Below are 20,288 nucleotides of genomic sequence, written 5' to 3' on the forward strand. Positions count from 1 at the left end.
AGGATGTTAAGCAAGAAGATAAGCGGCTCTTCTGGAAGTTTAGGATGTTAAGCAAGAAGATAAGCTGCTCTTCTCGACTTTGTGTGATCATCAGTGCTGATCATTCGTAGGAGTCTTGGCGACGGCAAGGCTTTGAAGAGTCAATTCGGGAGCATCTCATTTATGCATTAGACAAGGAAAATCAAGCTCTGCGGGAAAAGATAGCCGAGCTGGAGAGGAGACTGGGATTAAATACTCAGAATAGTTCTCAGCCTCCTCAACAGACGGACTTAAGAAGGAACAAGGAACAAACAAGTTTTTACTCAAGTTCTCAAGGGGGAAGTTCTGGTTTTTTCCTAATTTGTCAAGACCTCGGTAGTTACGTTACTTTTTACTTTTATAAAAGGGTTTTTTGACTACGGTAGCGGGGTGGGTGCTGCCGCGGATTTCCACTTCGATCGCCTGTCCGATCGAGGCGAAAGGTGTGGGAAGATAGGCTAAAGCGATCGCTGTGTTTAAAGTTGGTGATAAAGTGCCACTGGTGACTTTACCCACCACTTCCCCAGCGAATACTACCGGATAATCGTGACGGGCGATATGTTTGCCGGACATCTGCAATCCCACCAAGCGCCGATTGACACCATTAAGTTTTTGGTCTTCAAGGACATTGCGACCGATAAAATCGCCTTTTTCTGGCAGATGAACCAACCAATTTAAGCCAGCCTCTAGGGGACTCGTGCTATCGTCGATATCCTGTCCATAAAGGGCTAAAGCTGCCTCTAAACGCAGGGTATCCCGGGCCCCCAAACCGCAGGGAGTCACCCCTAAATTTAAGAATTCTGTCCAAAGTTGCTGCCCGATTTCAGGGGGGGCCATAATTTCAAACCCATCTTCTCCCGTGTAACCGGTCCTAGCGATAAAAACTTTTTCCCCGAAAAGCTGGCTTTCCCAGTGATTAAATAGGCCAAAATCGCTTAATTTTTCCCCGATCAAGGGCTGTAAAATTGTCGCTGCCTTTGGTCCTTGCAGGGCAATTAAGACCCTTTCTCGGGATAAATCCTTTAATTTGACCCCCGATCCCTCTAAATTGCCTAAAATCCATTCTCGATCTTTATCGGTGGTTGAGGCATTAACAATTAATACGCCTTGGCTTTCGCTTTGGTAGTAAAAGATAATATCATCGATTATGCCACCGTCTGGGTTAAGTAAAACGCTATACTGTGCCTTTCCTGCCCTTAAACGGGCTAAATTAGAAGGAACTAGGGTTTGGAGAGATTGAACCAGATTATCTCCAGTTAAGATAAATTTGCCCATGTGGGAAATGTCAAACATCCCGACACCGTTGCGGACAGCATTATGTTCGATTTTTAGGCCGCTAAACTGTATCGGCATCTCCCAACCCGCAAAAGGGGTAAATTTGCTGGTTTGTTGGGCAATTAAGTTGTATAAGGGGGTACGAATAGCGGGGGAAGTTGCTTCTTGGTTAGCCACGGTGTTCTCGATCGAATGGTTTTCTGCCTAGAGTAGCATAGCAGTTATCAGTTATCAGTGACCAGTTATCAGTTATCAGTTATCAGTGACCAGTGATCGATCACTATCCACTAAGCTAAGACGCATTTAAACCGCTTATTCTTAGATTAGCCGAACCTCCCCCAATCCCTTTACTGTTGCCTTTTGCCTCTTGCCTTTTGCCTCGTCTCAACAAGCAATTTAAATTACGAACAGCTTAACTACTATCCACTATCCACTATCCACTGATTACTGATTACTGATAACTGAAAAAGTTCCCCACTCCCTTAACCTTTCTCGCACTCTGTCAATGGGAATTGCTAAACCGCAGCCTAATTTAACGGCATTTTCTAGGGGTTTAGGAGTAGAGGGATTGGGACAAAATAAACCCGCTTGGGAAATCACTCCCACCACTTGATTTTTATCGTTTAAAACTGGACTTCCCGACTGTCCAGAAACGACAAACATGGACAAACTTAAGGATTTTTCGTTATTATCATTAACCGTGCCTTTGCTGACAGTCCAATCTTTTTGATTAAAAGGATTACCGATCAAGATTACTGGTTGATTAGGGGCAATTGGTAGGGGTGCTAAAGCTAAAGGTTTTAAATCTGGGGGGGGATTTTTTACCTCTAATACTGCTAAATCGAGCCAGTCGTTAGGGGGGGTAATGTGGAGAATTTTAGCTTTTGAACGCTTGCGGATTTTTCCTTGGGGTGGTTGGCTATAATACTCCACAAAAATGCGGGATTCTGCATCGATTTCTTGACGGGAATTCGTCACCACATGGCGGTTAGTCAAGATCCAAGCTGTGTCTTGATTTCTTTTTAATAACCAACCAGTGCCGATACCATTTTTATTTTTGCCGCGAATGACAATTTTAACAATTGAGCGTTTTAAATTCACCAGAGGATCACTCTTAACACTGGGAATTATCTCTGGCATTTTTAATAATTCGGGATTGTCGTGAATTAATCGCCCCCGTTGGATTTCCTGTAAAATAAATCTAGCTTCTGATAAATTGGGATCAATTTCTACGGCCTGCCGACACCAATTTAGACCCTCATCGATCTGACCGCTATTGATATAGATATAACAGAGATTTTCGTAAATATTAGCATTCTTGGGGCTAATTTGCCGCGCCTGTTGAAAAACTGCCATGGCTTCCCCTAGTTTTCCCTGTTCCGCTAAAGCTTTGCCCAGATAATTATAAATATCCCCATCTTTAGGAGCGTAAATTAAAGCCTGTCGATATATTTGCTCTGCTTCCTGCCATTTTCCCTGTTTTGCTAGGGTTTCTCCTAATTTTTTGTAGGTTTCACCCTGATTAGGTATCAATTCTAGAGCTTGCTGATAGGCATAACTGGCCTCTGGCCAGAGTTGCTGTTCACTGTAGGCCTTTCCCAGATAAAAATAGGCTTTTCCCTGACTAGGATCGAGAAAAACCGCTGCTTGCAGAGCTTTCGCCGCCTCATCCCAACGTTGTAAACTATAAAGGGCTTTTCCTAGCTGAAATTGCGCTTTAAAAGTTGGTTTAATGATCATTGCTTTTTGGTAAGCATCGATCGCCTCTGACCATTTTTCCTCCTGCGCGAAGATATCCCCCAAAGCCACTAAATAATTACTTTGGGAGGGTTCCATCGGTGGTTTATGATTAACGATAAAGCCACGATCATAGGCTTGTAAGGCTTCAGAATAGCGTTTTTGACTTTGCAAGACCTGAGCGATTTTTATATGGGCTTGGACTGAATTTTCGTCAAAAGATAAAACTGTTCGGTAAGCAGACAGAGCCGATTCCTTCTCCCCCGCGGCCAAAAGTCGATCGCCTTGCCAGAGATAGGCCAAGGCAATCAGATAAAAAATAGCAAAGGGAGCGGCGACGATGAAGGCAATAATTAAAAATATTTGCAGGGGTTTGCTAGAATAGCGGCGACCGATTTTAATGTCTTTTCTTTTCATTTCTTGGTTAGGATAGACAACAGGCTAGAGGTGGTTCGATAATCGACCTAGACCAATTTAGATGCGCGGGCTGCTTATACATATTTTTCCCCTTTCCTGTTGCCCTTTCCGCAGTTCTAGCCCTCCTTCTTTCTGGGGTGTGGATGTAATTTTGTCCAACTACTTAGGGTTTGCTGAATAAATCTAAAAACCTTGTTGGACAAAACTTTTAGACTTTTTTTCCCTCAAAAAGTGCCAGCCATTGCGGGGATCGGGGGGAAAATTCTGGGACTTTTTCCCTGAAAATTAGGTAACTGACTACCTCAAAATCGGTAAAACCCCACACCCCACACCCCACACCCTGCCACCAGGAAAAGCTTTTTGCCGCAAACCCTACTTACCGATTACTGCTGCAAGCGCTTGGTAGGATTAACATAGCGTCACCGAAGGAATAGAAACGGAAACGCTCTTGGATAGCTGCTTGATACAATGCCAATAGTCTTTCCCGTCCGACTAAGGCACTGACTAACATCATCAAACTGGACTTGGGTAGGTGAAAATTAGTGATCATGCCGTCGATAACTCGCCATTGATAACCCGGATAGACAAATAAATTCGTTTTTCCCTGAAAAGCGGTTACTTTATCGCTCTTAGTTTCTTTAATTGCCCCTTCCAAGGCGCGAGCTACCGTAGTTCCTACGGCGATAACCCGGCCACCTCTAGCCTTTGTTTGGGCAATTTTTTCGGCAGTTTCGGCGGAAATCTCTAAAAATTCCCGGTGCATTAGGTGTTCTGTAATATTTTCCACTTCCACGGGGCGAAAGGTTCCCACTCCCACATGAAGGGTGATATAGGTGGTATCTATACCCTTCTGGGCGAGCTTATGGAATAATTCGGGAGTAAAATGTAATCCAGCCGTGGGAGCGGCTACAGAACCCTGTTTATAACCGTAAACTGTTTGATAACGGTCTTCTTCCGCCTCCGATTCGGTGACGTAGGGGGGGAAAGGAATATGACCGTACTCCTCCAACATATCCCAAAAACTGCGTCCGGGATGACGTTGAAATTCCAGCAGACGACCACTGGTGTTCAGATCTCGATCGATTACTTTCGCTAACCATAATTTTTCTTTGTTTTCCGTTCGCCCTGTTTTCGGATAAAAAAGGACTTCTGAACCGACTTTAAAGCGTTTTCCCGGTTTCACTAGAGATAACCAACGATGGTCATCTTGTTCTTCCAATAGTAATATTTCTATGGGTGCGCCGGTGGTTTTACGACCAAATAAACGGGCCGGAATCACGCGGGTATCGTTGAGAACCAACAAATCCCCCGGCTCTAACCAAGTAGGTAAATCCCGAAAAATAGCCAAATTATGACTATTAGGAGAATCTACCACCAAAAGACGGGAACTGTCTCGGGGTTCTGCGGGATTTTGGGCAATTAACTCCGGAGGAAGGTGATAATCGTAGCTGGAGAGTGATTGGTCAGGGATCATCGTCGTTATCATCATAAAGATCTTCGCAAAAGTCGGGTAATTCTACCCAGGCGAACTTCACTAAATCGGGGATTTCTCCCCTTGGTATCTGGAACGGTTTATCGTCAGACTAGAGATATAACACTAATCGTGACTGTTAGCCAACATCCCAGCGGCCAATATGGACTATCTCTATTTTCTTGCTAACGCTAGTTTAACGCTACGAGTCACCGAATACCTGCGATCGATGACTCATCTACCCTCCTCCGTCATGACGGTTATTCATCAGATTAACGGTTGGGTGGTCAAGGTAAAGTTTAATCAAATGCTTACTCCTTGCCAACACGGGGATTTTCGCGCCTACATGAATGAGTTAGGGATTCCCTATCAACCGGAAATGCGTCTCCAGATGGTTTTTTGGAGTTTGGAAACGGGACAATCCCCCATTGATGTCATGCGTCGTTACCAAGTGGCGATCGTCTCCCATGGTACCCCGGATCAGCAAGATATAGAGGCTTTTCGGCAACAATTTACTAAGGGTTTAGGATACTGTCCAGAAACTCTGGCCTAGTATTTATTTTCTCTCGGGATGCTCTTCAAGGGCAACTACAGGACTTAAATCGTTGATGTGATCAATTAATTGATACAAGCGTCCGTAACTCTTGCCGTTGAAGTAAAAAACTAGACGAGGTAAATGGTGGCTGGAATCCCGATTCTCTCGTTCTAGAATTTGACTGGGTTCGATTTTCCCTTTAACTAGGATATCGCCGAAGTTTTGGTTAATTTGTTCGATCTGTTCCTCGCTTAGTTCGTGATTAAGACGAATAACAAAGGATTCTCCCACAAAACGGCTGGAGTGATAGACCCGATAGAAGTGGCGAATTGTTTGACAAGCGTGGTTTAGATCGTTGGTAATAGTATAAAAATTCCGATCTTCGGCGGATATCAGTCCTCTTTTTTGCAGATTTTCACTAATTTGTTCTTGCCAAGTTTGCCAGTAATCCCCATCAGGCTCATCAATTAATACTAGGGGTGCAGGTCCGTATTTACCGGTTTGACAGAGGGTAAGCGTCTCAAAGGCTTCATCTTGGGTGCCGAAACCGCCGGGGAATAAAGCTACTGCGTCACTTTCCCGCAGAAAAAATAGTTTTCTGGTAAAGAAATATTTAAAATCGATTAATTTGGCATCATTTATGATATAGGGATTAGCCCCCTGTTCAAAGGGTAGCTGAATATTTAATCCGAAGGAATTTTCCCGTCCGGCGCCTTCATTCCCTGCCTGCATGATACCGCCGCCAGCACCGGTTAACACCATAAAACCGTATTGACTGATACAGCGTGCGAACTCTACTGCCAGACGGTATTCACTGCTATCGGGTTTGATGCGTGCCGAGCCAAAAATGGTCAGTTTACGAATGTGACGGTAGGGGTAAAATACCTGAAATCCCTTTTCTAAATCTTCGATCGCATAGGTTAGAATTTTCCAATCGAGGCGATCAATTTCCTCCTCGGCAATTCTGACTATTGCTTCCAGAGATCTTTGAATCCATTTGCCATCTTTTAAGTGGGGCAAATGTTGCACCAATTTCAGCAAGTCTTCGGTTAATTGAGAATAAGAGTTGTCCATTTATCAGGTATCAGTTTTGCAGCAATCCAGATATGAATGCTAATTGTACAAAGTATCCACAAGTTAACTTGGTTTGGAGTTTGAAGAATTGCTCAGAAGACAATTCATAATTAAAATCAGCAACGCCGAATCATCTAAGGACTAATATGAATTTGACTGAGAATATAACGCAAGCGATCATAATCATCTTTAAGTAAAACACTTAACTGTCTGCCCACATTCACTAACCATTGTCGATCGGCTTGACGCAATTGATACATCTGACGGATAGAAGCGGCTGCCAAAGCTTCCACGGGAGTATTTTTGACCTGTAATAAAATTCTTAAAAAGTCTAATTGTTCACTAAAATAAACCACTTCTAACGACTCACATTGATAAACTGCCTGATGAATTTGTGGGGGGCGGGGAGGAATATATTGATAGATATAACCTCGACCGGAACCATTGCCATTAAATTGTCCTGATAGGGTTTCAAAACCGACAATAGTTGCCCGAAATTCCGTTTTTAACATAGCGAAAATCTGCGGCTGTTGTTCCCGCAATTCAGCCAAAGATAACCCCAAAGCTCTAGCACGATGTACCGAATCGATCGGGGCAGTGGTGGCAAAGGTGACAATCCCAAAAATCTTATTACCCGTTTCTTCATCGTAGGCTTTTACCCAACTACCAAAAGCGGGCATAAAAGGAAAGTTTAACTCCTCCGGTTCCAAACATTGCGCTAAGAACTCGGTGGTCGTCGTCTCGATAACTTCGGCGATATGATCGGGATGGCGGTTATCCGTGGCTAATTGCGGTAAGGGTGGACGCATGGTTATTTTTTGCCTTTAGCCGGGGCAATAATTAGTTCTTCTAATTCCGAGAGATTAAAGGTAACTAACTTATCCCAGTTGCCCCCCTCAAAAAGAACGGCCACTTTCCCATCGCTTAAACGCTGGGCTAAACCTTCAAATTTATAGTAGGTATCATCGGGATTGGTGACTCGAACGGTACTACCTGGCAAAATCATAGGATTGACGACGAAATTATATTATTAGGGGTCGAGAAGGTCGTCACCGACCTCCCCTCCCATTCAGAACCGTGCGTGAGACTTTCACCTCACACGGCTCCTAGTTTGACTGTTCCCTTGTTAAGGATACAGCTTGACTTCCTTTGGTTAACCTTGTATTATCTAGGTTGACTGTTGATGTCAAACCAGATGATTTTAGGCTTCCATCAGATGCCGATTTATCATCGTGACAGTGGCGGTGTAGTAATTGAAGGTTTTTATATTCATCCTTTCCGCCTAAGCTGAGAGGGTGAATGTGGTCAACTTCAATTAAATCCGATGGTGTGAAATACTGCCCACATCGGCTACACTTGCCTTGTTGCTTCTTAAGTAGTTTGGCTACTCTTGTCGGTGTGTCGATTGCTTGTCCTCGTCTGGTCGCCCAGTAAGTCCAATTTCCGTCGTAAGGTGAAGTTTCGGGGCGTACTAGGGTATGTCTGACAATTGGTGTCCAATTATGTTGCCATAAATGAAGACCATCTTTGGTCTTAAATAACCAAGATTCTTGCCTTTCTTTCCCATTGCTGAGTTTAACTGTACCCGGTCTAAAGTAGTTTCTCAGCTTTTCGTGGTTTGATTTACCGCATCTTGATACTGTCCATGCCCTTAACATTAACCAGATTGTATTGTCTAGTTTATTGAAGGTATCTGTGGATACTACTCCTGAGTAGTAGTTAGCCCAACCTCTAATGATTGGGTTTAAGTGACTAATCAGGGCTGATTGAGGTGCTGTTTTGTGTTTTTTGATTACACCTTTAATCGCTTCTGTGTGGGCTTTAACTGCTTTTTGGTTGGGTTTGATGTGGGTTTTGTGACCAATTAATTGGCTTCCTCTCCCTCCTGTTTTCCCAGATTTGTACTTTCCTGTTGGATATTGTCTGATATTGAATCCTAGAAAATCAAAACCGGGTTCTTCAGTTTTCCCATTGTACTCAATGGGGTTGAGTGTATGAGACACTCTGGTTTTTTCTGGTTTGAGTTCTAATCCAATTGGTTTTAACCATTCAGAAATGGCAGTTTGGCACTGTTCAATGATTTCGAGTGATGGTGAAATCACCACAAAGTCATCGGCGTATCTTATTAGAACAGCTTGAGTTTTACTACCCTTTTTGGGGAATAGTGTTTCAATTAATCTTGCCATTCCATCCAGTGCGATGTTGGCTAGTAGTGGACTTATTACCCCTCCTTGGGGTGTCCCTGTTTCTGTTTCTTCAAATACGCCATTATCCAATACTCCTGCTTTGAGCCATTGTTTAATGTCTCTTTTCAAGGCAGTGGGACAATGAATTTTTGACAGTAGGAAGTTGTGATTAATTCGGTCAAAACACTTGGCAATATCAGCATCTAATACGAAGTAGCTACTTTTATTGATGCTAAGGTATATCCTCGATATTGCATCATGGGCAGACCTTCCGGGTCGAAAACCGTAGCTGGTTTCTTCCATTTTTGACTCCCATTCTGGTTCGAGTGCCGATTTAATCAACGCTTGTCTAGCTCTGTCTTTGATGGTTGGTATTCCTAGTGGACGTTTTTCATCCCTGCCGGGTTTAGGAATCCATACCCTTCTTAACGGTTTTGCTTTAAGTTTTCCCTTGATTTCTTCGGTTAGATTTAGCCTTTGTTCTGGGGATATTGCTATCACTCCATCGACTCCTGCTGTTTTCTTTCCTTGATTATCTTGGGTTACTTTGCGGACTGCTAATAGACGAGCGTAGTATGATTTCACCAATAGACGTTGCAACCTTCTAACCTTTGCATCCTGTCCCGATTTAGCCGCTTGGTATATCCTCTTTTGGAGCTTGAAAACATATCTTTGGATTTTACCCCAATTGATAGCTTTCCATACATTCGTAGTCTTAGTGGTTTTCGGTTTCCCGAACCCTTTACCTTCTCTCGATTTCGTCATATAGACTCCTACTAGACTCTATCCTTACAATCAAACCGTAACCTGTGAGCATATCCCGACTATTACCGTCAGGCGTTGGCTTTTGGTTACATCTCACACCCTTGAAGGCTTGCGCTTACACTTGTCACTACTGAGTATTTCGACCGATACTCAGAGCCTGAAAGGGCTTATCACGTTCCGTTTATATGGGCATTCCATCTTTAGATTTGTCCTATCCATCGGGGTACTTTTAAAGGTCTGTGTAAGTGAGTTAGTAAATTCCTTACTTTTCCCCTTGTTCTTTTGAACGCAGTGTATCAACCTATTTCACTACTAGCTAATTACGATGGTTCAGGTCGGACATTCGGTTCACACCTAATCATGGATGGTTGGCAGTGGTCTCGATTCTGGTGTTAGGTTACACCTCGGAGCCTTCCGTTCCCCGCTTCAGTCCCAGAATTGTGATTTCTGAATCTGGGGGTGGCTATCGCCGTTACTCTCACCTTTGTAACAATTTGTGAATAATTGTTACAAAGTGTATTGACCTTGAGTCCCTTTGCCTAGTTTGGTATCACTTTGATACTAAACGTCGGGACATATAAACAGTTATAAGGCTGGTCTGGGTTGACCTGTTAGATTCAGTCAGGGGACTGAAGACCTTACTAGGCGGTTATTTTTGGCATTTCAGCCCTATTTCATGCCTAAACGTTTCGCACTACTGTCTCTTAGCTTATCAAAAATTAGTTATCGCTCGTCGAGTGTCGGCTGGCAATAAAATGAAATATGACGGGATTTGGCATCATCCCCAGAGGACAGACTACTGTTCCCCACAAATAGCCTTAACTGTGTTGGGAGTATAGTGATGGCCGCCTTAGCCCAAGGAAGACTGCGGCAAAAACAGGATTTGCTGGCAGAAGCACTCTCCGGTCGGGTGCGTCCCGGTCAGCAATTTATTCTCGCCCAGTTACTAAGTCTGATTGACAGTATTGACGAGACGATTGCCCAGTTTGACCGAGAAATTTGTGAAAAAACGTCTGGTTAAACGTTTAGAGAAGCTTGGTTATCAAGTTACTTTTGAGCCTGTTCCGGTTGTCTCTTAAATTGGTCTAGAATATTTCCCAGTTGTGCTGTCGCCTTTTCCTGACTTCAGCCATCTACTGCCGTGGTTTTGTGACCACATTGTCATTTTCAAGTCAGTCAGGAGACAGGTTTTAGGTGTTGGGGGTTGGGGTTTTGGGGTTTTAGTTCAATTCCCTCACTTCCCCATTCCCCCACCTCCCCATTCCCCCACACCCCTAATTCTTATGAGAGATTCCCTATCGAGCTGTCTAAGAGTACAACAACACTGCCTCAATCAAGTTAAATTAGCCGTGAGAAAGCAGGGCTTTAGCAGTCAGCGCTCCTTAGCCAAAGAAGCTGAATTTAGTCTGGCTACTGTCAGCAACTTCCTGACTGGTAAACCGGTAGAACAAGCCACTTTTGAACAAATTTGTCGTCGATTATGCCTCGACTGGCAAGAAATAGCCGCCCTGAATTTTCAGCTAAAAACACCCCCTCAAGACAAAATTCCGGTTAATTCGGCAGCCAAGAGCGAAAAATTGGAGACATTGCCCCCCTATCCTAATGGGGCTGTTCCCCTTGGTTCCCCATTTTATTTAGAACGTCTTCCCCTCGAAGAACAGATAAGGCAGGAAATCAAGAAACCGGGGGCTTTAGTGCGGATAAAAGCTCCCAAAGAAATGGGCAAAACCTCCCTACTTTTGAGAATGCTCGATTTTGCTAAACAGCAAGGCTACCGCACGGTGAGTTTGAACTTAGAACAGGTGGACCAGACGATTTTGGCTGATTTAAACCAATTTTTGCGCTGGTTGTGTGCCAATGCCGCCCGTCAACTACAGTTAAAACCACAATTAGATGAGTATTGGGATGAGGATTTAGGTAGCAAGATTAGCTGTACGGTTTACATTCAAGACTATCTCCTGGAATCGATTACCGCCCCCATTGTCCTCGCTCTCGATGAACTGAATCAGATTTTTGAACATCCCCAAGTGGCCAAAGATTTTTTACCGCTGCTGCGTTCTTGGTACGAAGAATCCAAAACCCTACCTATCTGGCAAAAACTCCGTCTTATCGTCGTCCATTCCACAGAAATTTATGTTCCCCTGCAGCTCAATCAATCCCCCTTTAACGTGGGATTCCCCGCACAGTTAAGTCATTTTAGTCTGGAGGAGGTATTGCAATTAGCCCAACGTTATCAACTCACCTGGGAAAATCAGGAAAAAGTCCAACAACTAATGGAGTTAGTGGGAGGACATCCAGCTTTGGTACAAACTGCCCTCTACTATCTCAGTCGGGAGGAAATAACCATGACACAAATATTAACCAGTGCCACCTCTGTCACCGGGATTTATGCCCATCACCTGCGGCGCCATTGGGCGGTATTAGAACAACAGCCGGAACTAGCAAAAGCCCTCGACCGGGTGATGAGCGCGGTGGAACCCGTACAATTAGACCCAATTCTCGCTTACAAACTCAGCAGTATGGGACTACTCAAACAATCAGGAGATAAAGTAGTACCAGGCTATGAATTGTATCGACGCTATTTTTTAGAGGTGAAATCCTCTATCAGTTATCAGTAAACAGTAATCAGTTATCAGTGAGGGTGTAGGGTGTGGGGTGTAGGGTGTAGGGTGTGGGGGGAATAAATAAAATAATCTCCTGACGACCGGCTCCTATCTCCTGACTCCTATCTCCTGACGACCGGCTACTAACCCCACCAACAAACTTTTTGCCGCAAACTCTACTTATGAATATGTCAAACAAAGATACTGTCCAAAATACTGTCAACGTTAGCAATTTTAGTCGCTCGCAACTCGGTCAACCGGATGAGAACAATTTATATAAGGCAGTCGCCACAATTACCGAGGGACATTGGCCGGAAAATCTGTCGGGATACGTTTTTATCGTCTGTCCTTTTCATAGAAAAAATGACCGTCATTTGTTCTCTGGCGAAGGTGTAATTATTAAATGGGACTTGCAAGGTAAAAATAATCAAGTTAACGTTTACAGTAAAAAACTAAAAACTTGGGATAGTTTTTGGCGAAAAGTTTTACCGATATTTAATATTAGTCAAGCCACTTTTCCTGCCGTGGTCAGCATTTTGGGTTGTTCAGAAATAGCGAATACTGCTATGGTTAAACTAGAAAAAGTTGCCGAAGAGCAACAACTAGAAGAAACCCGATTAATTCTCACTGCCGATGCGGGACGTTACTGGGAAGTGGATCCGGTTTCCCTGGATACTATCACTCCGATTGGTTATTTTGACCAACATATTGTTTCCGTGCCTTTGTCTATTTTCCCAGTCCTAGAAAATACCGCTCACCCCTTCTACGACAAAAAGACCCAAGAATTTATCACCTGTGAATTAAAGCTAAAACTTATATCGGGAGGTATGTTAAAAGATTTAGATAAATCGGTGTATATTGTTCTTTGGGATCAACAAAAACAACTTAAACCCTGGAAACTACAGGGAACTACCCTCGATGGTAGCCCCCATTCGGTCATCGTCACCGAAGATTATATCATGATTCCCGATATGCCCTTTCAGATGGGAGTAGCCAAACTATTAGGTATCAGAATTAAGCCTGAAGAAACCTATCCGAAAACTCAAATTTATCTGGTTAAACGTCAAGATCTCAAGGAAGAAGAAACCACCGTTCCCTCGCGATTAATTACCTTCAATGGCGACAGTTATCACTTCCTTTGTAGTTACTATAGTACCAACGGTCAAATTCAGATTGTGGCCATCCAAAATGCCACTATTAGTTTAACCGAAGCGATCGAAAAAGACGATATCCAACATTTTACCGGTCAGAGTTATCCCCCCGAATACCACGGCATCCCCTGGATGTTTTCCTTTGACCCCGGAGTGCTGCGCAAAGTGGTTATCGAAGATGCCAGGGTGATGAGCGAACAAGCTTTCATCCATCCGGGTTGGTTCTGTACCAGTCTCTACACCGCCGACCCCCGGGAATCGGAACAGGGATACAGTGCCGTTTATCAAATTTATCTCGGTTATGTGCGCGAATTAATTTGTCGTCGTCAGTATATGGATTGTCGCGACCAAAGCAATCGCATCCTCAGCGATGCCGAACTTCCCTGTCATGACTTGCCCTCGGTATTAGCCAAGGTTCCCTTCGATAAGGATTGGAATCAGTTAACTGAACAGATTAGCCAAGAAAAAAATGCCAGTGATACTCATGTATCACATTTAGGTCGGGGACTACTGGATTTTTATGTTTGTCCCGATGGCTATATTTTAGATAGCATTCAGTTTATTCCCCAAGAACAGGCCTATCTATTGACGACGGTTTTAACCCCGACCAAAGTATTAGAAGCTTGGTTATTTAACCCTGACAATCTCAAGGACGGACCGATTGCTAAACTGAGTTTGCCTGAAGATGTTCACTTTGGTTTGACCTTGCATTCCGAGTATTTCGAGCAAGTGTTGCCTTCTCCCCGTCCTTCCGTCTCACAGGTAAATCGAGTCCTGTCAGCCTTGCGGAGTCTTGTTTTAGTTCCCGTAGAATTTTTCTTGGGGAGACCCGCAGCCGTTTACAATCGCCGAGTAAAAAAATGATTGTTCTCAAAGGATACGACATTCTTGCCCAGGTTTACGAAAGCGTTAACTCGGAAGTCTATCGGGCCATTCGCACCGTCGATAATCAACCGGTTATGCTCAAAATCCTCAAGCAAGAATATCCAACCGCACAAGAACTAACCCATTACAAACAGGAGTATAAAACCATCTGCGGCCTGAACTTCGAGGAGGCGATTAAAGCCTATGGTTTAGAAACCTACCGCAGAACTCCCGTGATTATTTTGGAAGATTTCGGGGGTGTATCCTTAAAAAAATGGCTAGAGGGCAAAAAAACTCTAGCCTTAAGGGACTTTTTAAGTCTTGCACCCCGAATAGTGGCTAATTTAGAGAAAATTCACAACGCCAAGGTTATTCACAAAGATATTAATCCTGCCAATATAGTTCTTAACCCCGAAACCGGACAGATTAAAATCATCGATTTTGGCATTGCCAGCGTCCTGCAGCGGGAAAATCCGGGGCTAAAAAATCCCAACGTCCTCGAGGGGACTTTAGCCTATATTTCTCCCGAACAAACCGGACGGATGAATCGCAGTCTCGATTACCGTACAGATTTTTATTCCTTGGGCGTTAGCTTCTATGAACTGCTCACCGGACAATTACCTTTTCGGGCTAACGATGCTTTGGAATTAGTTCACTGTCATCTGGCAAAACAACCTTTGGAGATTAATAGTCTCGTCAGGGAAGAAATTCCCCCGGTGGTGGAGGCAATCATCAGGAAACTGATGGCTAAAACCCCCGAGGAACGATACCAAAGTGCCTATGGTATTCGGGCAGATTTAGAAGAATGTTTAAGACAACTAGAAACAACGGGTAAAATTGAGGATTTTGTCATCGCTGGGCAAGATCTAGCCAATCAGTTCCAAATTCCCCAAAAACTCTACGGTAGGGAGACAGAAATCGCCACTCTCCTCACTGCTTTTCAACGGGTAGCCACGGCGGCTAAAAACTCCTCTCACACCGAACTGATGCTAGTTACGGGTTATTCTGGCATGGGTAAAACCACCCTAGTTAGGGAAATTTATCAGCCAATTACTGAAAAACGCGGCTTTTTTATCTCCGGTAAATTTGACCAATTTCAGCGCGATACTCCCTACGCTGCCGTGGTTAGCGCTTTGACTCATCTTGTCAAGCAACTTTTGGGGGAAAGTCAGCCACAACTGCAACTATGGCGACAAAAACTCTTAAAGTCTTTGGGGGCGAATGCACGGGTTATTATTGATGTGATTCCTGAACTAGAATTAATTATCGGTCCACAACCAGAGGTGTTACAATTAGGAGCGATCGCTACTCAAAATCGCTTTAATTTAGTCTTTAAAAATTTTATTCGGGTCTTTTGTTCCCCAGAACATCCCTTAGTCATCTTTCTCGATGATTTACAATGGGCAGACTTGGCTAGTCTCCAGTTAATAGAATTAATTATGCTCGATGGCGATATGGACTATTTATTTTTAATTGGTTCCTATCGCAGTAACGAAACTAATTCCACCCATCCCCTAAGTGCTACTCTCGATAAATTAGAGCAGGGGGGCATAATTATCAATCAAGTTATTTTAAAACCTCTGGGTCTTGAACAGGTCAATCAGTTAATTGCTGACACCTTAAACCATTCACCAGAATATGTGCAATCCTTGTCCGCTTTAGTCTGGCAAAAAACCCACGGAAATCCCTTTTTTGTCAATGAATTTCTCAAAACTATCTACTGGGAAAATTTGCTATTTTTCCAATCGGGGCAGCAAACAACCACTAAAACCGATAATAATAGGGGCTATTGGCAATGGCATCTCGGGCAAATTCAAAGGATTGACAGTACCGATAATCTGATTCAATTTATGATGGGCAAAATGCAGAAATTACCTCCCGAAACTCAGGAAATTTTAAGTTTAGCGGCCTGTCTTGGGGCAGAGTTTAATTTAAATATTCTAGCATTAATCTCTGAAAAATCACCCCCAGAACTTTTACCAATTTTAACTTATAGTAGTGAAGCTGGTTTAATTATTCCCCTCTCAGAATTATCAGAATTAGATGAACAATTACTGATTCAAGAATATAAATTTGCTCATGATCGCATTCAACAAGGAGCTTACGCTCTCATCGAAGACAGCCAAAAATCTTTAATTCACCTAAAAATTGGTCGCCTACTTTGGGAGCATAGTTCTGTCAACGAATTATCGGAAAAGATTTTTAAAATAGTCGATCATCTCAATCTTGGTTATCAACTAATTAGCGAGGAAAAAGAACGAGAGTCAGTGGCTAACTTGAATTTACTAGCATCCCAAAAAGCTAAAGCCGCTAATGCCCAAACTGGAGCCTTAAAATATATTAAAATCGCTCAAAAACTTCTCAAAAAAGCAAGCTGGAAGAATAACTATCAACTGACTTTAGATATTTATTCTGAAGCCACAGAAATCGCCTATTTAAGTGGGGATTTTGAGCAGATGCAGTGCTGGGCTAATCTCGTGTTAAAACAGGCAAAAACCACCCTAGATAAAGTAAAAGTTTATGAAGTCATCATCGAAGCCTATCACGCCCAAAATCACGAACTAAAAGCGGTACAAATTGGCTTATCTGTCCTCAAAAGCTTAGATTTCGAGATTCCTGAATCCTTACAATCATCAGCTATCCAGGAAGAACTCACTAAAACTCGACAAAAATTAGCGGGTAAAAATATCGAAGATTTAATTAATTTACCGCAGATAAATGAAGAAGAAAAATTAGCAGTAATGAAGATAGCGGCTGCCATATTTTCTCCTGTTTTTATTGCCGCCCCGCATCTCTTACCTGTCCTAGTATCAAAACAGGTTAACTTATCAATTCAGTACGGCAATAGTTATCTAGCGGCTTTTACTTATGTTAATTATGGCTTAATTCTTTGCGGTCTTTTAGAAGATTGGGAAACGGGTTATCAATTTGGAAAATTGGCTTTAAACATTGCCGATAAATTTCATGCCAAAGCCCTGATGCCGAAAATAATTGCCGTCTTTTCTACCACTATTAGTATCTGGAAAGAACCGATTAAAAATTCCCTGTCTTTGTTAAAATCTTCCTATCAAACCGGTTTAGAAATGGGCGATCTCTACTACGGAACAACCTGCGCCTATCTTTACTGTTTTCATTCCGCCTTTATCGGACAGGAATTAACCGAATTAGACCGAGAAATAGCTAACTATGATCTGGCTTTTGTTAAGCTCAAACAAGAAAACACCCGCAACTATCTAAAAATCTACGGACAAACAGTTTTAAATCTGCTGGGGCGCTCGGAAAATCCCAGCCGTTTAGAAGGAAAATACTATCAAGAAACTCTTATGTTACCGTACCATCTAGAGGCTAATGATCTCTATGGTCTCTGTGCTTTATTTGTCAATAAATTATACCTTTGTTATCTATTTGGACAGTACGAACAAGCTATTAAAAATGCTAACCAAGCCCAACAATATCTAGGAGGAGCCACCGCTACTTTATTGATTTCTCTACATAACTTCTATGATTCTCTCGCCCATTTAGCTATTTATAATCATCTGGACAATGACCAAAAAAAGCAAGTATTAGAACGAGTGACGAATAATCAGAAAAAGCAACAGGAATGGGCTAATCAAGCCCCCTCTAACTATCTTCATAAATTTTATTTAGTGGCAGCGGAAAAGGATCGAGTGCAGGAATCCTATCTAGAAGCCATAGAAAACTACGATCTAGCCATCGCTAAAGCCAGGGAAAATGAATACATTAATGAAGAAGCACTGGCTAACGAACTAGCGGCGAAATTCTATCTCGATTGGGGTAAAGTAAAAATTGCCAAAACCTACATCAATGAAGCTGCCTATCTCTATTCTCTTTGGGGAGCAACAGCTAAAGTCAAAGATATAGAAAGCCGCTATTCTCAGTTAATGGTCAATAATTATGGTTCCAATTCCCTGACCGAAACCACGAGAACTACCACCAGAAAAAATTCAGTTAGTCATGCGGGAGAACTGTTAGATTTAGCCACGATTATGAAAGCATCCCAAGCCATTTCTAGTGAGATAGTTTTAGATCAATTACTCGCCACCCTGATGAAAATTCTCATCGAAAATGCTGGGGCGCAGCTGGGCTATCTTATCCTAGAAAGCGGCGGACAACTATCGATCGAAGCCTCCGGTTCAGTGCAGGAAGATAGGGTGACAGTCTTTAAATCTAATGCGATCGAAGAACATCTTCCCGTCTCAATTATTAACTATGTGGCCCGGAGCGGTCAAACCGTTCTTAATAACGATGCTGCCCATCAGGGCAATTTTAGCAACGATCCCTATATTAAAATCCATCAAACCAAATCGCTGCTTTGCACACCCCTACTCGACCAAGGACAACTGCGGGGAATTGTCTATCTAGAAAATAATCTCACCGTCGGGGCTTTTACCCAAGAAAGATTGGAAGTGCTGCAACTGCTCTCTAGCCAAGCTGCCATCGCAATTACTAACGCCAAACTCTACGCCGAAATCAAAGCTAAACAGAGACAACTAGCGCAATTTTTAGAAGCCATGCCAGTGGGGGTATTTGTCCTCGATGCCGACAGTCAACCCTACTACGCCAATCAAACTGCCCAGGAGATTTTAGGAAAAGAGATAGTTAATATCACCACGGCTAATCAGTTGGGGGAAACCTATCAGTTATATCAAGCTGGAACCGATCGATTGTATCCCACAGAATACCATCCGATTGTCCGAGCTTTAAGGGGGGAAAAAAACACGGTGGATGATATAGAAGTTCACCAAGGAGAGAAGATTATCCCCCTAGAAGTGTATGCCACGCCCGTTTTTGACGAAAAAGGAGAAATTATCTATGCGATCACCGCTTTTACCGATATTAGCGAACGAAAACAGGCGGAAGCGGAACGGATTCGCTTTACCCAAGAATTAGCCGAGTATAGCCGCACCCTAGAACAGAAAGTGCGGGAGCGCACCCTGGAACTCAGCCAAACCCTAGAAATTCTCAAGGCCACCCAAGCAGAATTACTGTTTGAAAATGAACTGCTCAGAAGTACCGAAGAATCTAGCACCTTTGACTACCAAGTGGGGGGCAGTTTGCCCATGGATGCCCCCACCTACGTGGTCCGCGCCGCCGACCGTTATCTCTATAAAGCCCTCAAACGCGGCGATTTTTGCTATGTTCTCAATCCCCGTCAAATGGGTAAGTCTAGTTTAATGGTACGCATGATCGATCACCTCCAACACGAGGGCATCTGTTGCGCTCCCATTGATTTAACCCGCATCGGCAGCGAAAATGTCACTCCCGACCAATGGTACAAGGGGATAGCCTTCGAGTTAGGACGACGTTTTGGCCTGCTCAAAAGGGTCAATCTGAAAGCTTGGTGGCAAGAACGGGAAGATGTCTCGGCAGTGCAGCGCTTGGGGGAATTTATCGAAGAGGTGTTATTGCTGGAAGTGGGGATAGTGGAAGGTTCTCCCCCGAAACCGATTGCGATTTTTATCGATGAAATCGATAGCGTTTTGGGCTTAAATTTTGCGGTTAATGACTTTTTTGCCCTGATTCGTTCCTGCTATAACCAGCGCGGTTTTAACCCGCTCTATCGGCGTTTGACCTTCGCTTTCTTCGGTGTTGTCACCCCCTCCGATTTAATTACCGACCACCAAATCACTCCTTTTAATATCGGTCATTCGATTCAATTGGAGGGTTTTAAGGAACACGAAGCCCAGCCTTTACTGCGCGGATTGGCCGAGAAATTTAGTAACCCGCAAACTGTCTTAAAAGAAGTCTTTGCCTGGACAAACGGTCAACCTTTTCTGACCCAAAAACTCTGTCAGTTAATTCGCACCGCCACCTCGCCGATTCCCCCCAATAGTGAGGCCTCCTGGATTGAGGACTTAGTACAGAAGAAGATCATTGGCAATTGGGAGGCTCAGGATGAACCGGAACATCTGCGGACTATTCGCGATCGGCTTCTCAACAGTCATCGCTCCCAGTTGCTCCTGAGACTCTATGAACGGATTTTAAGGGAAAAAGAGGTGATTGCCGAGGATAGCCCCCCAGAAAAAGAGTTACTTTTATCAGGGTTAGTGATCAAAGATCAGGGCCAGCTGCGGGTCCATAATCCCATCTATCAAGCAATCTTTAACCTCCATTGGCTGGCCCGGGCAAAATCAACCTAGTAAGTAGGTAGATGTTAAAAGTTGTCAGATT

At 43.4% G+C, this 20,288-nt stretch carries 13 protein-coding genes; 6 read left to right on the forward strand and 7 right to left on the reverse strand.

What is annotated here, in order from left to right; genetic code table 11:
* Nucleotides 1-158 precede the first annotated feature (158 nt).
* A complete protein-coding gene (locus ACQY1Y_RS11570; protein WP_430014671.1) occupies nt 159-395 on the forward strand; it encodes a DUF6444 domain-containing protein in 237 nt (78 codons plus the stop codon).
* Here the strand turns inward: ACQY1Y_RS11570 and gcvT are convergent.
* From gcvT to queA, 3 genes are all read right to left on the reverse strand, one after another.
* Entirely contained in the window at nt 364-1,470 is a 1,107-nt protein-coding gene (gene gcvT, locus ACQY1Y_RS11575) for a glycine cleavage system aminomethyltransferase GcvT (protein WP_002732746.1), read from the reverse strand. The two genes, ACQY1Y_RS11570 and gcvT, sit on opposite strands and share 32 nt — an antisense overlap.
* 267 nt (nt 1,471-1,737) lie before the next feature.
* Nucleotides 1,738-3,447 (reverse strand): tetratricopeptide repeat protein, encoded by a 1,710-nt coding sequence (locus ACQY1Y_RS11580; RefSeq protein WP_430014616.1) that lies wholly within the window; start codon nt 3,445-3,447, stop codon nt 1,738-1,740.
* A gap of 376 nt (nt 3,448-3,823) precedes the next feature.
* Nucleotides 3,824-4,921 (reverse strand): tRNA preQ1(34) S-adenosylmethionine ribosyltransferase-isomerase QueA, encoded by a 1,098-nt coding sequence (gene queA, locus ACQY1Y_RS11585; protein ID WP_002733726.1) that lies wholly within the window; start codon nt 4,919-4,921, stop codon nt 3,824-3,826.
* Between the two features lie 160 nt (nt 4,922-5,081).
* Here queA and ACQY1Y_RS11590 point away from each other — a divergent pair, with 160 nt between their 5' ends.
* Entirely contained in the window at nt 5,082-5,471 is a 390-nt protein-coding gene (locus tag ACQY1Y_RS11590) for a hypothetical protein (RefSeq protein ID WP_002733765.1), read from the forward strand.
* 3 nt (nt 5,472-5,474) lie between these two features.
* Here the strand turns inward: ACQY1Y_RS11590 and ACQY1Y_RS11595 are convergent, their stop codons facing one another.
* The 4 genes from ACQY1Y_RS11595 to ltrA all read right to left on the reverse strand — a co-directional run bounded on the left by ACQY1Y_RS11595 (nt 5,475) and on the right by ltrA (nt 9,478).
* Nucleotides 5,475-6,527, reverse strand: coding sequence for an LOG family protein (locus ACQY1Y_RS11595; RefSeq protein WP_002733478.1), 1,053 nt, complete (start codon nt 6,525-6,527; stop codon nt 5,475-5,477).
* Nucleotides 6,528-6,661: 134 nt separating this feature from the next.
* Nucleotides 6,662-7,336, reverse strand: coding sequence for an HAS-barrel domain-containing protein (locus ACQY1Y_RS11600; protein ID WP_002740888.1), 675 nt, complete (start codon nt 7,334-7,336; stop codon nt 6,662-6,664).
* Between the two features lie 2 nt (nt 7,337-7,338).
* Complete coding sequence (locus ACQY1Y_RS11605; RefSeq protein WP_002732940.1) at nt 7,339-7,533, reverse strand: NAD(P)H dehydrogenase subunit NdhS; 195 nt, start codon at nt 7,531-7,533, stop codon at nt 7,339-7,341.
* Between the two features lie 100 nt (nt 7,534-7,633).
* Complete coding sequence (gene ltrA, locus ACQY1Y_RS11610) at nt 7,634-9,478, reverse strand: group II intron reverse transcriptase/maturase (RefSeq protein WP_016517247.1); 1,845 nt, start codon at nt 9,476-9,478, stop codon at nt 7,634-7,636.
* Between the two features lie 841 nt (nt 9,479-10,319).
* Between ltrA and ACQY1Y_RS11615 the strand changes: the two genes are divergently transcribed.
* From ACQY1Y_RS11615 to ACQY1Y_RS11630, 4 genes are all read left to right on the forward strand, one after another.
* Nucleotides 10,320-10,499: a hypothetical protein gene (locus ACQY1Y_RS11615; protein WP_430014617.1), complete on the forward strand. Its 180-nt coding sequence runs from the start codon at nt 10,320-10,322 to the stop codon at nt 10,497-10,499.
* A gap of 262 nt (nt 10,500-10,761) precedes the next feature.
* Nucleotides 10,762-12,096 carry an AAA-like domain-containing protein gene (locus ACQY1Y_RS11620; RefSeq protein ID WP_430014618.1) on the forward strand — a complete coding sequence of 445 codons (1,335 nt, stop codon included), beginning with the start codon at nt 10,762-10,764 and terminating at the stop codon, nt 12,094-12,096.
* Between the two features lie 167 nt (nt 12,097-12,263).
* Nucleotides 12,264-14,096, forward strand: a complete 1,833-nt coding sequence (locus ACQY1Y_RS11625; protein WP_430014619.1) for a carotenoid oxygenase family protein — start codon at nt 12,264-12,266, stop codon at nt 14,094-14,096.
* Entirely contained in the window at nt 14,093-20,257 is a 6,165-nt protein-coding gene (locus tag ACQY1Y_RS11630) for an AAA family ATPase (protein ID WP_430014620.1), read from the forward strand. Before ACQY1Y_RS11625 ends, ACQY1Y_RS11630 begins: the two co-directional genes overlap by 4 nt.
* Nucleotides 20,258-20,288: the final 31 nt, after the last annotated feature.

It is taken from the genome of Microcystis ichthyoblabe FBCC-A1114, from assembly GCF_050500245.1.
Classification (GTDB): Bacteria; Cyanobacteriota; Cyanobacteriia; order Cyanobacteriales; family Microcystaceae; genus Microcystis; species Microcystis ichthyoblabe_A.

Coding starts and splice junctions, on each gene's coding strand:
- ACQY1Y_RS11625 (WP_430014619.1), top strand. CDS start 12,264: ATGAATATGTCAAACAAAGATACTGTCCAAAATACTGTCAACGTTAGC.
- ACQY1Y_RS11600 (WP_002740888.1), bottom strand. CDS start 7,336: ATGCGTCCACCCTTACCGCAATTAGCCACGGATAACCGCCATCCCGAT.
- ACQY1Y_RS11595 (WP_002733478.1), bottom strand. CDS start 6,527: ATGGACAACTCTTATTCTCAATTAACCGAAGACTTGCTGAAATTGGTG.
- ACQY1Y_RS11630 (WP_430014620.1), top strand. CDS start 14,093: ATGATTGTTCTCAAAGGATACGACATTCTTGCCCAGGTTTACGAAAGC.
- ACQY1Y_RS11590 (WP_002733765.1), top strand. CDS start 5,082: ATGGACTATCTCTATTTTCTTGCTAACGCTAGTTTAACGCTACGAGTC.
- ACQY1Y_RS11580 (WP_430014616.1), bottom strand. CDS start 3,447: ATGAAAAGAAAAGACATTAAAATCGGTCGCCGCTATTCTAGCAAACCC.
- ACQY1Y_RS11620 (WP_430014618.1), top strand. CDS start 10,762: ATGAGAGATTCCCTATCGAGCTGTCTAAGAGTACAACAACACTGCCTC.
- ltrA (WP_016517247.1), bottom strand. CDS start 9,478: ATGACGAAATCGAGAGAAGGTAAAGGGTTCGGGAAACCGAAAACCACT.
- queA (WP_002733726.1), bottom strand. CDS start 4,921: ATGATCCCTGACCAATCACTCTCCAGCTACGATTATCACCTTCCTCCG.
- ACQY1Y_RS11615 (WP_430014617.1), top strand. CDS start 10,320: ATGGCCGCCTTAGCCCAAGGAAGACTGCGGCAAAAACAGGATTTGCTG.
- ACQY1Y_RS11605 (WP_002732940.1), bottom strand. CDS start 7,533: ATGATTTTGCCAGGTAGTACCGTTCGAGTCACCAATCCCGATGATACC.